The organism is Streptomyces sp. A012304, assembly GCF_026008495.1.
Lineage (GTDB): Bacteria > Actinomycetota > Actinomycetes > Streptomycetales > Streptomycetaceae > Streptomyces.
In genome coordinates, this window is the sequence record NZ_BQUN01000200.1 from 48,581 (window position 1) to 63,485 (window position 14,905).

The 14,905-nt window shown below is 70.1% G+C and carries 8 protein-coding genes; 4 read left to right on the forward strand and 4 right to left on the reverse strand.

Going from position 1 to position 14,905, the window contains the following annotated elements:
- Nucleotides 1–5 precede the first annotated feature (5 nt).
- The 4 genes from ALMP_RS40265 (at nt 6) to ALMP_RS40280 (ending at nt 6,118) form a co-directional block, all read left to right on the forward strand.
- A complete protein-coding gene (locus ALMP_RS40265) occupies nt 6–1,523 on the forward strand; it encodes a sugar ABC transporter ATP-binding protein (RefSeq protein ID WP_264936961.1) in 1,518 nt (505 codons plus the stop codon).
- On the forward strand, nt 1,520–2,500 hold the full coding sequence (locus ALMP_RS40270) for an ABC transporter permease (RefSeq protein ID WP_264936962.1): 981 nt from the start codon (nt 1,520–1,522) through the stop codon (nt 2,498–2,500). The genes ALMP_RS40265 and ALMP_RS40270 overlap by 4 nt, the downstream gene beginning before the upstream one ends.
- A gap of 41 nt (nt 2,501–2,541) precedes the next feature.
- Complete coding sequence (locus ALMP_RS40275) at nt 2,542–4,239, forward strand: amidohydrolase (protein ID WP_264936963.1); 1,698 nt, start codon at nt 2,542–2,544, stop codon at nt 4,237–4,239.
- A gap of 703 nt (nt 4,240–4,942) precedes the next feature.
- The gene (locus ALMP_RS40280; protein ID WP_264936964.1) at nt 4,943–6,118 is read left to right on the forward strand and encodes an SGNH/GDSL hydrolase family protein; all 1,176 of its coding nucleotides are present in this window, start codon (nt 4,943–4,945) and stop codon (nt 6,116–6,118) included.
- Between the two features lie 187 nt (nt 6,119–6,305).
- On the opposite strand, the gene ALMP_RS40285 is transcribed toward ALMP_RS40280, so the two are convergent.
- The 4 genes from ALMP_RS40285 to ALMP_RS40300 all read right to left on the reverse strand — a co-directional run bounded on the left by ALMP_RS40285 (nt 6,306) and on the right by ALMP_RS40300 (nt 14,492).
- A complete protein-coding gene (locus tag ALMP_RS40285) occupies nt 6,306–8,960 on the reverse strand; it encodes an RICIN domain-containing protein (RefSeq protein ID WP_264936965.1) in 2,655 nt (884 codons plus the stop codon).
- 226 nt (nt 8,961–9,186) lie between these two features.
- On the reverse strand, nt 9,187–11,640 hold the full coding sequence (locus ALMP_RS40290; protein WP_375803617.1) for a SpoIIE family protein phosphatase: 2,454 nt from the start codon (nt 11,638–11,640) through the stop codon (nt 9,187–9,189).
- Between the two features lie 223 nt (nt 11,641–11,863).
- The gene (locus ALMP_RS40295; RefSeq protein WP_264936967.1) at nt 11,864–13,423 is read right to left on the reverse strand and encodes an RICIN domain-containing protein; all 1,560 of its coding nucleotides are present in this window, start codon (nt 13,421–13,423) and stop codon (nt 11,864–11,866) included.
- 481 nt (nt 13,424–13,904) lie between these two features.
- The gene (locus ALMP_RS40300; RefSeq protein WP_264936968.1) at nt 13,905–14,492 is read right to left on the reverse strand and encodes a TetR/AcrR family transcriptional regulator; all 588 of its coding nucleotides are present in this window, start codon (nt 14,490–14,492) and stop codon (nt 13,905–13,907) included.
- Nucleotides 14,493–14,905 lie beyond the last annotated feature (413 nt).

Here is a 14,905-nt window from a genome sequence, read left to right on the forward strand (position 1 = left end):
CGGCCATGACGACGAACCTCCGCATCCGGGGGCTGACCAAGTCCTTCGGTGGGGTCAAGGCTCTGGACGGCGTGGACCTCACCGTACCCGCCGGTCAGGTGCACGCGCTGCTCGGCCACAACGGTGCGGGCAAGTCCACCCTGATCAAGTGCCTGGGCGGCGCCTTCCCGCCGGACTCGGGCACGATCGAGATCGGCGGCCGGTCCTACACCCGCCTCACCCCGCGCGAGTCCATCACCGCGGGCACGGCGATCATCTACCAGTCCCTCAGCGTGGTCGACGCGCTCACGGTCGCGGAGAACGTCTTCCTCGGCCAGGAGTGGACCCGCCACGGACGTGTCGACCGGCGCGTCCAGGAAGAGGCCGCGGCCGGCCTGTTGGAACGGGTGGCGGCCAGTTGCTCCCCGCGCGACCGCGTCGGCGACCTGCCGATGGGCCAGCGCCAGCTGGTGGAGATCGCCAAGGCGCTCAGCCGAAGCGCGTCCGTGCTCGTTCTGGACGAACCGACCGCCGCCCTGTCCGGCGCCGAGAGCGACGCCCTGGCCGAACGGGTCGAGGACCTGCGCGCCCAGGGCCTCGCCATCGTCTACGTCACCCACCTGCTGTCCGAGGTGGAACGACTCGCTGACGCGGTCACCGTGATGCGCGACGGCCGCGTCACCCACCACTCATCCGTGGCCGGCCTCTCGCGCGGCGAGCTCGTCGAGGCCATCGCCGGCCGCCGTCACGACGCCACGGCACGAAGCGGTCCGGCGCGGACCTCCGGGCGGCCTCGCCTCACCGTCGACGGCCTGCACGGCCCCGGCTTCGGCCCCGTCAGCCTGACCGTCGGGGAAGGCGAACGGGTCGGCCTGTTCGGTCTCATCGGCTCCGGCCGTACGCGCCTGCTGGAGACCCTCTTCGGCAGGCGCCGGACACTGGGCGGAACGATCCGGGTCGGGGAACTGACGGTGACTCCGGCCCGGCCCGCCCAGGCCCTCGCCGCCGGGATCGCCCTGGTGCCCGCGGACCGGCGGGCCCAGGCCCTGTTCCCGTCGCTGACCGCGCAGGACAACGTGCTGCTGCCCTCCATCCGGCCGCTCTCCCGCGCCGGGGTGCGGGCGCTGGGCGCGGAGCGCCGCGTCTTCGGCTCCTTGGCCGAGAGCGTCGGGCTGCGCCCGGCCCGCCCGGGCCTTCCCGCTGGAGCCTTCTCCGGCGGCAATCAGCAAAAGCTCGTCCTCGGCCGGTGGATCAACGAGGCCCGCGACGTGGAGGTGCTGCTGCTGGACGAACCGACCCAGGGCGTCGACGTCGGCGCCCGGCAGGAGATCTACCGCGTGGTGACCGGGCTGGCCGACGAACGCGGTACGGCCGTGCTGTTCGCGTCCAGCGACCCGGAGGAGGTCGTCGCCCTCGCCGACCGCTGCCTGCTCGTCGCCGACGGCCGCGTCGTCGGTGAACTCTCCGGCCCCGACCTCACCGAACAGGCCCTGCTGTCGGCCGTCCACGAGCCCGACTCCCGGCCCGCCCAAGGAGCAGCATGACCACCGCCGACCGCTTCCTCACCCGCCCGCGCGTCCTGGCCACGGGCGGTCTGACCACCCTCAGACGCCACCCCCTGCTTCTCGTCCTCGCCGTGATGGTGGTGGCCTTCCAGCTCTCGACCGGCAGCTTCCTCGCCCCGGCCAACCTCGGCGGCATCGCCACCGACGCGGCCACCCTGGCCATCGTCGCCGTACCGCTGGCCCTGCTCGTCATCAGCGGCTATCTCGACCTCTCCGTCGGTTCCACCTTCGCCCTCGGCGGGCTGGTCGCCGGCTGGCTGGCGAGCGACGGGCATACGCCGATCGTCGCCGTCCTCGGGGCGCTGGCGGCCGGAGCCGCGGTCGGCGCCGTCAACGGCGTGCTGTGCTGCCATCTCGGGCTGTCCCCGTTCATCGTCACCCTCGGCATGCTCACCGCGATCCGCGGCCTCGCGCAGCAGCTCTTCCCCCTGCCGCTGAGCGGATTCGGCTCCGGCTTCGCCTGGCTGGGCGGCGCACGGATCGCGGGGATCGCCGCACCGGTCGTCGTCGCCGCGCTCGTTCTGATCTCCGGCGCCCTCTTCCTGGCGCTCACCCCGACCGGACGGCACGTGTTCGCCATCGGCGTCAACCGCGAGGCCGCCCACCTGTCCGGCATCAACATCCGCCGTACGCCCTTCGCACTGTTCGTGGCCACGGGCGCGGCCGCCGCTCTCGCGGGCACCATCAAGGCATCGGTCCTGGACAGCGTGGTCGCGGGCACCTCCGGCTCCGGCTTCGAACTCGCCGTTCTGACAGCCGTGCTCATCGGCGGGGTCGCGCTGACCGGCGGCTCCGGGTCGATCCTCGGCGTCCTGCTCGGCGTGCTCTTCCTCGGCGGGCTGCAGAACGGCCTCACACTGCTGAGCGTGCCGACGTTCTGGCAGCAGATGGCCCAGGGCACGGCGCTGGTGGCGGGCGCGGCACTGGCCTACTTCGCACCACGCCCCGGGCGCTGACCTCCAAGGCCAGCTCCTCCCTCCCCCCAAGGAGTCCACCTGTGACCGAATCCGCCCCCACCCTGATCCTGACCGGCGGTCAGATCCTCACCGTCGACCGGGACTTCACCGTCGCGGAAGGAGTGGCCGTACGCGACCGGGCCATCGTCGCGGTCGGTACCGACGCCGAGATGCGCGCCCTGGCCGGCCCCGGCACCCGCATCGTCGAACTCGACGGGAGGACCGTCCTGCCCGGCATCAACGACTCCCACCTGCACGGGGCCGCGTACGGGATGACCAAGCCCCCCTTCGCCCTCGATGTCGGCCATCCCGCGGTGGGGTCGATCGCCGACATCACCGCGCTCGTCGGCGGCGCGGCGTGCGCCGCCCCGCCGGGCGAGTGGATCGTCGGGCTCGGCTGGGACGCCGGTTACCTCGCCGAGTGCCGCACGGACCCCGGGCGCTTCCCGCACCGCCGCGACCTGGACGCGGTGGCCCCGGACAACCCGGTCTGCCTGACCGACTTCTCCGCGCACATGGTGTGGGCCAACACCGCCGCCCTGCGCGCCTGCGGTATCGACGCGGACACCACCGCACCGGACGGCGGCGTCATCGACACCGATCCCGACGGCACACCCACCGGCATCCTGCGCGAGGCCGCCCAGCGGCTCGTCCAGAGCGCGCTGCCCACCCCCACCGTCGCCCAGCGCCGCCAGGCCATCGAAGGGGTGATCCGGGAACTGCACTCCCGGGGCATCACCAGCTACACCGAGCCCGGCCTCGGCCCCGGCGGCACCGGCACCCTCTTCGGCGGCCTGAGCACCGACAACTGGACCGCGTACGCCGACCTCGCCGCGACAGGTGACCTTCAGGCGCGCGTCAGCGTGCTGCTGCTTCCGGCGCCGATGGGCGGATCCGCCGACGACGTGCGCAAGGGGCTGGCCGAGCTGCGCCGCCCGGAGTCGGCCGACCCGCGGCTGCTGAACGTCATCGGCGTCAAGATCTTTGCCGACGGGGTGCCCCCCAACCGTACGGCCTGGATGAACGAACCGTATCCGGACGGCGGCCACGGCGCCCTCTGCGTGCACGGAGAGTCGCCCGCCCTCCAGGTCGAGGAGCTGCGCGAGATGATCCGCGTCGCGCACGAGGCCGGATTCCAGCTCGGGGTGCACGTCACCGGCGACCGGGCCATCGACACCGTCGTGGACGCCTTCGTCGCAGCCGACGAGGCCGCGCCCCGCCCCGACGCCCGCCACTACGTCATCCACGGCGACTTCATCGGAGCGGACAGCCTGACCAAACTCGCCGCTCACGGCTACGGCGTCAACATGAATCCCGGCATCAAGTGGACCATCTCGGACCTCATGGACGAGGTCGTGGGGCCCCAGCGGTCGGCGTACCAATGGCCGGTGCGCTCAGCGATCGACGCGGGCGTCAGGGTCTGCTCCAGCTCCGACGCGCCGATCACCGAGCCCGACTGGCGCCAGGGTGTGGCGTCCATGATGCTGCGCGAGTCCAAGGCGAGCGGCCAGCAAAGCGGCCCCGAGCAGTGCGTGGACCTCGCCTCGGCCCTGCGCGCCTACACGGTCAACGCGGCCTGGCAGGACTTCGCCGACGACTGGAAGGGCACCATCGAACCCGGCAAGGTCGCCGACCTGTGCGTCCTGGACCGCCCACTGCTCCATCTCGACCCACACGACATCAGCCAGGTGGAGGTGGACCTCACGGTGTTCGACGGGCGCGTGGTCCACGAACGCTGAGTGGTGCCGTCCCGGCCGGCCGGCTCGTGGCGGCCGGCCGGCCTCGAAGGCGACCTCGCCTTCTTCGTGGCCGATTCTGACCGGCCGTCAAATTGCTCGTATCGCGCTCATCGATGAGTTCGATAAAGCGGTGTCGAGTAGATCTGCTGTGTGCTGTCCCTGTCCGCGGAATGGGCCGGCCGGTCGGACCTCCAGAATCTGCGTTTCACCGATCGGGGCCGTTCGGCCGGTCGAGCGCAAGGTCGACTATCGCGCTCGCCATCAGCCCCCACCGATAGCCGGGAGCCGACCATAGAGTCTGTGCTCCTTCCGGAGTGGCTCGGTTCGTGCAGGTGGTCGGGCTGCCCACGAGGGAGATTCACTGCCTGGTTGATCACTCAACGAATGGCTACGGGTGAGTCTGGTGACCAATTCCCGGGCCGCTCGGCTTTTCTGGTGGTTACACGTGCCGTCGTTACCTTCACGTTGTCGACCTCCCATGCCCAAGTACGTATCGGTCTTGCTAGATTGACTCCCGCACCTCCGAGACGAAGTCGGGCAGATCCCGCGGCTCACGGAGGAAGTATTCCCCCAAGCCTTCATAAGGCTTTCTTTGGGTGTCCGAAAACCGTTGCGGCTGAGTTGTGTTGCTTCCAGCCACGCTTCACGCCAATCCGTTTCGGCATCCAAACCCCCCCAACACACTGGAAAGCGCGCGTAAGTGATGAGATCCCTTCAGCGTTTCGGCCCTCTGCTGGCCGTCTCCGCCGTGACGGTCGTGCTGAGCACGCCCGGACCGGCCGCCGCGGACGAGGCGACCGGCGGCAAGGACACCACGTACTACATCTCGCTCGGCGACTCCCTGACCACCGGCTACCAGCCGGACGTCGACAAGGACACCGACGTCGCCTACACCGACCAGCTCTACGCGCAGCTCAAGCAGCGCACCCCCGGACTGGAGCACATACGCCTCGGCTGCACCGCCGAGACCACCGAATCTCTGATCAACGGTGGAAAGTGCGACTACCCGAACGCCAAGTCCCAACTGGACGCCGCCCTCAAGGCCATGGCCCAGCATCAGGGCAAGGTCGCCTATGTGACCCTCAGCGTGGGCGCGAACGACATCCTCCTCAACTGCGTCAGCCCGGCCGGCACCCTCGACGGGGAGTGCCTGAACAGCCGGAGCCAGACCATGGCGAAGAACCTCGCCCAGATCACGGGCGCGCTCCGTCAGGCGGGCGCGAAGGGCACCCAGTTCGTGGGCTCGACGTACCACAACCCGTTCCTGGCGGCCTGGTTGCAGGGCGCCGCGGGGCAGCAGGCCGCGAAGGAGTCGGCACCCCTGGTCAAGGCCGCCAACACCGGGATCACCCAGGTGTTCACGTCCACCGGCTTCAAGGTGGCGGACGTGGCAGCGGCCTTCTCCTCGGACGACTTCACCACTCAGGTGAACGTGCCCGGCGTCGGCGAGGTGCCGGCGAACGTGGCCAAGATCTGCCAGCTGACCTGGGCGTGTGCCAAGAAGGACCCGCACCCCAACGCTGATGGCCACAAGGTGATCGCAGGCGCCTTCGCGGCAGAGCTCGCCAAGAACGACGCGCCCGGTGCGGGCGAGTCTCCGACTCCCAGCGAGCCGGCCACGCCCGGTGGAGGCGAGTCCCCGACTCCCAGCGAGCCGGCCACGCCCAGTGCGGGCGAGTCCCCGACTCCCAGCGAGTCCGCCAAGTCGGCGCCCGCCGCGGACACGGGCGCGAACAGCCCGACCGCGAACGGGGATCTCGCCGAGACCGGCGCGTCGAGCAGCACTCCCGTCCTCGCGGGTGCGGGTCTCGCGGTCGTGGCGGTCGGCGCCGCGGCCGTCTACTTCGCGCGCAAGCGCCGTACCAACGAAGCGAGCTGACGAGCAGTCAGTAGATCGCATCTGAGAAGCAGGCCGCCCGCGGTGTCGCGGGCGGCCTGTTCGGTGTCTCCCGGCTTTCCCGCACGACCCTGCCGGTGAGGTGACGCCGCTTGCGTCCCGGGCGGGGTCCCTCAGCCGTGGCGGGGCCGCAGGCCGTGATGCCCGCGGCCCCGCTCGGGTGTGGGGGTCAGGACGGGTCGCCGTACTGGAGGCCGCGTCCGTTGGTGCCGATGTAGACGCGGCCGTAGGTGTCGGGGTCGCCGGTGATGACGCCGGTGCCGCCGATGCTGCCCCACTGGTGGTTGTCGTCGTTGACGCGGAGCCAGGTGGCGCCCTTGTCGGTGGAGCGGAAGACTCCGGTGACGTCCTTGACGGTGCCGATCAGGTACAGGGCTTGGTAGCTGGTGCCCGGCTTGGCCTTGCCGAAGCCGAGGGCGGAGGCGGACTTCACCGTGGTGAGCGTGGTGAAGGTGCGGCCGCCGTCGGTGGAGTGCAGCAACCCCTTGCCGTAGCCGGCGATCCACAGATCCCCGGCGATGTCGGGGACGGCCTTGAGCCGGCCGTCGGCGGGCAGGTTGGTGGCGCGGGCGGTGAAGGTCGCGCCGCCATCGGTGCTGGCGTAGAGCGTGCCACCGGACAGCGAGTAGAAGGTCCTGGCCGAGGAGCGGTCGGCGACGACCACCGCGCCGGTGCCCAGACCGCCGACCCTCGACCAGCTGGCCCCCTTGTCGGTCGAGCGGTACGGGGCCTGGCCCGCCTGGGTCCAGACGATGGTGGATCCGTCGGCCGTGAGCGCGACATGGCCGTCCTGGGCGCCGGCCACCGGCTCTGCCTTGAAGCCGCTCCAGGTGCTGCCGCCGTCGGTGGAGTAGGCGCCGTCCTGGTCGCCGCCACGGCCGACGCGGACCATCATCGAGGGCTTGGACTGGGCGAAGTCGATGTCGGTGCTGTTGGTCATCAACGGGTTCTTCAGCCGCCCGGAGGGCACCTTGGTCAGATCGTCGTGCCGGAAGCCGCCCTGGTCGCCCATGGCGGTGATGACGGTGGCGCCGCCGGGCGGGGCGATCGCGTCGATCAGCGCGGTCTCCTCCAGCCCCCGGGCCCCCATGCTCCAGTGGCTGGTGCCACCGCTGTCGGTGGCGCCCGCGTCCTTGCTGCGCAGGATGCCGTTGCCGGTGCCGTACAGCACGTGCCCGGAGTCGAAGGGGTCGATGGCCAGGGCTGTCATCCAGTGGCCGGTGTGGGTGCCGACGTAAGGAGCGGCGGAGGCGTTGCGCACCGACTTGTCGGCCAGTGCCTTCCACGTCGCGCCGCCGTCGGTGCTGCGGTAGATCTCGTCCTCGGGCCACCAGCGGCCGAGTGTGGTGACCATCACCGTGGACGGCTTGCGCGGGTCGACGGCCAGACCGGAGAACCCGTAGTTGCCCTGGGAGGGGGAGATGTTCTTCCACGCCCCGCGGTCCGGCGTGTACTTCCACACCGAGCCCGCCGTCACGCCGTTGGGTCCGAGGTTGTTGGTGTACGTCAGGTACAGCGAGCCGTCACCGGAGAGCACGCCGTGCTGCGGCATCTGGCCGGTGGGCTGCCCGGCAACCGCCTGCCAGGTGCTGCCGCCGTCGGTGGAGCGGTACAGGGAGGTGGACTTGTCGTTGACCCCGACGTAGATCGTCTTGCCGTCGGAGGGTCCGTACGTCACGAAGGAGATACCCGCGCCGCTGCTCGCCCCGTCCTTGACGGGGAACGAGGTGACCTGACGCCATGTCACGCCGTGGTCGGTGCTGCGCCACAGGCCGTTCTTGCGGGTGCCCAGCAGCAGGGTGCCGTTGTCGGCGGGGTTGACCGCGAGCCGTTCGCCCGCGCCGCGGCCGTCCTCGTTGGCGCCCAGCTTGAAGGGAAGGTCGGTGCGCTGGAAGGTGCGGCCCCGGTCGGTGGAGCGCAGGATCGCGCCGTTGCCGGCCCACTCGTTGGTGTAGGTGCCCGCCGCGAGGTAGAGCCGGTTGGGTTCGACGGGGTCGGTGGCCAGCGAGTCGATGCCCAGCAGGTTCCAGTCCTTCTCGCCGATCCAGTCGGTCAGCGGGATCCACTGCTCGGCCCCGGTGTCCCAGCGGTAGGCGCCGCCCATGTCGGTGCGTGCGTACAGCAGACCCTTCTCCCGCTGGTTGAACACCAGACCGGTGACGTAACCGCCGCCCACCACCTGGGCGTTCTTCCACACATACGGTCCGGTCGCGGCCGTGGTCTGCGCGGTGCCGGACCCGGACGCCTGGGACTCGGCGACCTTCACCAGCTTCCACTGCTGGTTGGTTGTGCCCCTGCCCGGATACTGGATGACTGCCGCGCCCTGGGCCGCGGAGCCCCCCGAGACGTCCAGCACCTGGCCGCTCCTGCGGGAGGTGAGGGTGACGGCGCCGGAACCGCTCACCTCGCTGATCTTCCACTCCTGGGAGGTGGCGGAGCTGTCGGTCTGCTGCTCGGCCGCGGCTCGCTGAGCGGTGGAGTTGCCTGCTATGCCCAGCACCTTGCCGCTGTTGCGGTTCACCAGCTCGTAGTAGCCGCCCCCGATGGACTTCAGCTTCCACTGCTGGTTGGCGGTGTTCTGGTCGGTCCACTGCTGGATCCGGGTGCCGTCGGCGGTGGAGAAGCCGTTGACGTCCAGCACCTTGCCGCTGCGCACGGAAACCAGCCGGTAAAAGGCATCAGCGTCGACCGTGGCGGCCTGCGAGTCCTCCTGCGCGTAGAGGAGGTACGGCACGAGGACGGCGGGCACGCCGAGCACCAGACCGGTGGCGGTCCAGCGGCGGCGGTGACGCCCGCGGCGCCCGCCGTTCGTGGGGTTGTTCATGGGGGAGATGTTCTCCTTGCATGCTGTTCAACAGACGAAAGCCTGATCCGGGCCATCAGAACTGGCCGGATCTGCTTCCTTGTCGTCACAGGCCACGCTCAGGTTGCCGCGAGGCGGAAACTTTTTTCGATCACCTCGCGTGCGAAGGCGTGAAGCGGAGGTGCTTGGTCGGTGTCCCTCCACCCCGTGCGGACGCCGAACCCGGTACGGCCCGCCCTGCTCGGTCTCACCGCGGCGCGGGTCGGGTGAGGGTCTGGGCGCACCAGATGGTCTTGCCGTCGGTCGTGTGCCGGGTGCCCCACCCCTGGGTGAGCTGGGCGACGAGCAGCAGGCCCCGGCCGCCCTCGTCGAAGGCGCGAGCCCGGCGCAGGTGCGGGGCTGTGCTGCTGGCGTCGGAGACCTCGCAGATCAGGGAGGTGTCGCGAATCAGCCGCATTCTGATCGGCGGCTCGCCGTACCGGATGGCGTTGGTGACCAGCTCGCTGACGACCAGTTCGGTGACGAACGCCGCCTCCTCCAGGCCCCAGGCATCCACCTGGTCGACGGCGAACTTCCTGACGCGCGACACCTGCGCGGTGTCGGGCTCGACGTCCCAGTCGGCGACGTGGTGGGGATCCAGCGCGTGAGTGCGAACGAGCAGCAGGGCGGCGTCATCGGTGCGCCGATCGGGGAGCATGGCGTCCATCACCGTGTCGCACAGGGCCTCCAGTGAGGTGGCCGAGTGGTGCAGCAGCTGCCGGAGTTCGGTGGTCCGCTGGTCGACGTCCCGTTCGCGGCTTTCCACCAGTCCGTCGGTGTACAGGGCGAGCAGGCTGCCCTCCGGCAGTTCGAGCTCGGTGGCCTCGAAAGGCAGACCGCCGATGCCGAGCGGCGGTCCCGGGTGGGCGGGTACCGGGGTCCTGGTGCCGTCCGGAGAGATGATCAGCGGCAGGGGATGGCCGGCGCTCGCCAGTGTGAAGCGCCGGGAGACAGGGTCGTAGACGGTGTACAGGCAGGTGGCCCCGGACTCCCCGGTCGGCTGGAAGTGGCCGGTGGGCTGGAGGTCGCTGGCGAGGTGGAGGACCAGGTCGTCCAGGTGGGTCAGCAACTCGTCCGGCGGCAGGTCGACGTCGGCGAGGGTGCGTACGGCCGTACGCAGCCGGCCCATGCTGGCCGAGGCGTGCAGGCCGTGGCCGACGACGTCGCCGACGACCAGGGCGACCCGGGCGCCGGACAGCGGAATGACGTCGAACCAGTCACCGCCCACTTCCGTGCCGGTCCCGCCGGGCAGGTAGCGGGATGCCACCTCGACCGCCTCCTGGACCGGCAGTCCCTGGGGTAGCAGGCTGCGTTGCAGAGTCAGCGCGGTCGCGCGCTCGCGTGAGTACCGGCGGGCGTTGTCGATGGCGACGGCCGCCTTGGCGGTCAGCTCTTCGGCGAGGATCAGATCGTCGGCGGTGAAGGCCTCGGGCCGGTCGAGGCGGGAGAAGGCGACCACGCCGAGGAGCGCGCCGCGCGCCCGGAGCGGCACGGTGATCCGGCCCGTCAGCCCGTCCGCGGCGATGGACGCGTCGATCACCGGGTTGCCCGGTGGCCAGTGGGCCGGGTCGGCGGCGAGCCCGGGTCCGAAGGCCCACTCGCCGCCCTGGCCGGGTTCGGCGGCGAGTTCGACCGTGGATCTCCCGGTGGCCATGCAGCGGGCGGCGACAGAGCCGGGAACGTGCGCGACCGGCTTCGTGGGCCCGGCAGCCCGGTCGGCGACCTCCTTCGCGCTGTGCCGGGCGGCACGGGTGAGCCTGATCGTGCCGCCGGGGTTGAACGCGGACGCGGAGGGCGGTTCCTCTCCGCGCAGCACCTCGTCGAAGAGATCGACGCTGACGAGGTCGACGAATCCCGGCACCGGGGTCATGGCCAGTTCCTGGGCGGTGCCGATCACGTCGAGTGTCCGGCCGATGCCACCGCTGGCCTTGTTGAGGAGGAGCAGGCGTTGCCGAGCCCAGTACTCGGCGCTCATGTCGAATCCCCAGTTGGCGACCGCGCGAACCCTGCCCTCGGCATCTCGGACGGGCCAGATGCTGGTGGCCCAGGCATTGGCGTAGTCACTGCCACGAGGGCGGAAGACGGTGATGAGACGCGCGGGCTCGCCCGTCCTCGCCACTTCCGCGAGCTTGTCGGTGTAGGGCTTGTCGTCCCTTTCGGGAAACAGCGAGCGGTCGAATTCGGGAAGCACCTCGCGGTACTTCTTACCGAGTACTTGCTCCTCGGTGTGCGCGATCACCCGGCCCGAGGAGGCGTTGATCCACAGGAACCTCAGCTCAGGGTCGTAGACGCCCAGGGCGAAGGGTGACTGCTCGAAGGCCCGGTCGGCGATCACCGGGCGGCCTCCCCAACGCTGGATGGTCACCACCTGGCCCAGCTTCCGCCCGTCGGGGCCGAGCAGCGGGTGAGCCGTCACCACGGCGTCCACCGTGGAACCGTCCCGGTGGCGCAGGGGGACCCACCCCGTGGGGCCGAGGCCGGCCGCGTGGCCCTCGGGGAAGCCGGAGGGCGGGGGATCGACCAGCAGGTCGGTCACGGGACGCCCGACGGTGTCCTGCGCCGTCCAGCCCAGCAGCAGCCGTCCCCCCTCGCTCCAGCCGCTCACTATGCCGTCCCGGTCCACCACGGCAGCGGCAGTGGGGGCGTCGTGCTCACCGGCCACGTCCACGCGCGACACCTCCGTCCGGATGGATGTGCCTGTCAGGGCGGGTTCCCAGCGCCAGCTTCCAGGCTAGATCCGCTTCTGCTCCACGGCGCCCCGGCCGTACGTTCCGGTCGCCGGGTCACCGGATCACCCAAGGCATCGGGAGCGGCGGCCCGGCGGCCATTCGTTGGGGGAGAACCGCAGGTCAGCGGCGCGAGGCAGGCCTGGGTGGTCGGCGTCGTCACCAGCCCGTCGGCAGACCGGCGATGAACGGGACGAGCCGGTCGGAGATGAGCCTGTCGTCGTGGGCCGAGTAGTGCCAGTCGCAGCCGAGGAAGTCCAGCCCCGAGTCGTCGAGGAACCAGTAGCGGACCCGGCTGTCGCCGGCGTCGTTGCGTGCCTTGACCACCTGCTGGACATGATCGGCGTACCGGCCGGAGCCCACCGCCACGATGGTCGTGCCGGCCCCGTAGCGCGTGCGCAGCTTCTGGACGAAGTCGCCGTAGGCGGTGCGGTAGCCGGCCGCGAGACTGTCGGACGTCCAGGGCTCACCGGGGTTGATGGCGGTCGAGAAGTCGTTGGTACCGAGGTTGACCACCACGACCTGGGGGCGCCAGGTGCCCGGGTTCTGCCAGACGTCGCCGGACACGTTCAGCAGGGCACGGTCGTAGAAGGTCCGGTAGGTGACGTCCGTCCGGCCTCCGTTGTAGTTCCGGACCATGCCGAGGCCCGAGTAGCCGTTGATCTGGTAGTCGGCGTTCAGTCGCCGGGCGGTGAGGGCGCCGTAGCTCACGTCGGCATTGGTGGTCCGCTTGAGCTGTTCCTGGGTGCACTCGCGGGAGGTCGAGAGGTTGCCGTAACCCACCGTGAGGGAGTCGCCGATGAACTCGATCTGGCGGGCGCGGGCGGCCGGCTTGCTCAGTACGGCACCACCGGGCGCCGCGACGAAGCCCCCGAACGTGCTGGTGCTCCAGGGCGTGTCGGTGCGCTTGACGAGTCGCACGGTGTGCTCACGGTTGTCCAGACCGTTGATCCAGTGCGTGGTGTTGCCTGGCGTGACCAGTGTGGCGACAGTGGTTCCGTCGACCTGGACGTCGTAGTCGGCGGCCGAGTCGTTGAGCACGATGCCGACGCCGGTGCCGCTGACTCGGCCTTCGAAGTACACGCCGGGCCAGCTGTACTGCATGGTGTTCCCGGCGTCCTTGACCCGCCCCGCGGTGTGCACCTGTCCCAGTACTCCCGTCGTGCGGACCAGTTGCCACTGCTGGTTGGTCCCGCCCCAGTCGGTGTACTGCACGACCTTGGCGCCGTCCGCAGTGGAGGCGTTCCGTACCTCGACGGCCTTGCCGCTGCCCCGGTTGAGCAGCCGTAGGTAGCCGTCGGGCGAGTCGGCCAGCCGGAACTGCTGGTTGGCGCCGCCCGCATCGCCCCACTGCACGATGTCCGCGTGGTCGGCACTTGAGTGGTTCAGGACGTCCAGCACCTTGCCCGAGTGCTGCGCCTTCAGCCGGTAGTAGCCGCCGCCGGAGTCGACGAACTGGAAGCGCTGGTTGGCACTGTCCGTGCGGGTCCACTGTATGAGGCCGGCGCCGTCGGCGGTGCTCGCACCCGACACGTCCAGCGCCTTGCCGCTGCCCCGGTTGACCAGCACGTACCACGCGTTCGTGTCCACGGTGGCCGCATGCGCGGTCCCGGCGGCACCCAGCCCGCTCACAAGCGCCGCCAGCAGCGCGGTCACCGCGACGAGGATTCCCGTACGCCTCCCGCGCCTCGACCATGACTCTCTGAATGTCAGATACATGTCACCTCGATGCATTCGGGTCCCTTTCGCTGAGTGCGGCTGCCCGTTCCGCGGAGGGATCCGCCGGTCAGACGGCCGTGACGGTCCATGAAGCCGTGGTACGGCCATGGCCCGGGTCGGCCGCAGGCCGCGATGGGGTGCTGGTCGATAGCAGGGGAATGCGGGGCCATGTCGAAGGTCGATCATGGCGCCCTGGGATGTCAACCGGCGTGCAGGGATGAATGCAAATGCATGGTCGGCCAAATGTTCTGGTTCAAGCACCTCTGGCGTGTAACGCGGTCAGGTAGACATGGCAGGTCTCATACGGTGCTTCATGGCCGGTTCGGGTTATTGGTCAGCCGCGGCGAGATGGTGCGCGCCGGAGACGGCCAGACGCTGACCGTCGATCCGTGCCGACTGCGGACCGTCTGCCAGGGTGTTCGGCGTCGGCATCGCTCCGGACGCGTCCCCGCGTGCCCTCTGCGCCATCCGCGGGGCCGCCTCAGGCCATGGCCAGAACGGCCGAGACCAAGGCGCGAAGGCATGCCCTTTCGGCCTCCTCGTCCGGCAGCGAGAGGTGCTGCATCGTCAGTCCGTCGAAGCCCGCGAGGAAGAACCTCGCGATCGTCTCGGCAGGCTGGGCCAGCTGGTGGCCGGTGCGTCCGGCGGCCTCGCTGATCAGCTTCGTCGTCACCGCCAGGACCTCGCTGTAGTGGCTGTGCAGCGCGTCCTTCAGTGGCGGTGTGCGCAGGGCGAACATGCTGAGCTCGGTCAGCAGCTGGTGTGCCTCGGGCTGATCGAGCACCGTGCGCCAGAGCGCTTCGGAGAGCGTGACGACGGTGTCCTCGAAGCTGGCGTCCGTGGGCGCGGCCTGCTCCACCTGGGCGATCAGCCCCCGGGTGACCTGCTGTATGACAGCTCGGTAGAGGTCTTCCTTGGTGCCGAACGTGTAGTGCACGGTCGCCTGTGCCACGCCCAGCTCGGCGGCGATGGCGCGGGTGCTGCCGGCGGCGACGCCTTCCCTGGTCATCAGGTCGATGGCCGCCTTGATCAGTTGCGGGCGGCGCTCTGCCGCGGATACATGAGCCATGACTGCATACTATGCGACTGAGTCTCCTGAACAGGTCACTCGACCACATAGCGCCACACATGGGATGTCAACGGGTCGGCATCAGAGGTGAAGGGGCGGCGAACAGGCTGCGGAACAGCGGCCTGAGAAGGAGACCACGAAGAACTCACCTCGTGTCGCCGATCTCAGAATTCTCACATCCATGGGATGTCCAGGCGGTGGTCTGCGTGATATTTGTACGAGGACAGTCAAGGGGCCGCTCAGTATCGAACCCGCTCGGCAGGCGAACCCGCTCGGCAGCGTTCAAGCGTTAAAGATCCTCTCCCACGCCGTTCCGCCCGTACGTCAGGCGGCCGCCGACGTCGACAGGGCGGCCGGGCGCGCCGAAGTGCCGGCACTACGTCGATCAGTCCCGTCGATTCAGCACTCACTCA

What these genes read in the sequence shown, in the direction of transcription:
- ALMP_RS40265 (WP_264936961.1), top strand. Translation starts at nt 6, where the DNA reads ATGACGACGAACCTCCGCATCCGGGGGCTGACCAAGTCCTTCGGTGGG.
- ALMP_RS40270 (WP_264936962.1), top strand. Translation starts at nt 1,520, where the DNA reads ATGACCACCGCCGACCGCTTCCTCACCCGCCCGCGCGTCCTGGCCACG.
- ALMP_RS40280 (WP_264936964.1), top strand. Translation starts at nt 4,943, where the DNA reads ATGAGATCCCTTCAGCGTTTCGGCCCTCTGCTGGCCGTCTCCGCCGTG.
- ALMP_RS40285 (WP_264936965.1), bottom strand. Translation starts at nt 8,960, where the DNA reads ATGAACAACCCCACGAACGGCGGGCGCCGCGGGCGTCACCGCCGCCGC.
- ALMP_RS40295 (WP_264936967.1), bottom strand. Translation starts at nt 13,423, where the DNA reads ATGTATCTGACATTCAGAGAGTCATGGTCGAGGCGCGGGAGGCGTACG.
- ALMP_RS40300 (WP_264936968.1), bottom strand. Translation starts at nt 14,492, where the DNA reads ATGGCTCATGTATCCGCGGCAGAGCGCCGCCCGCAACTGATCAAGGCG.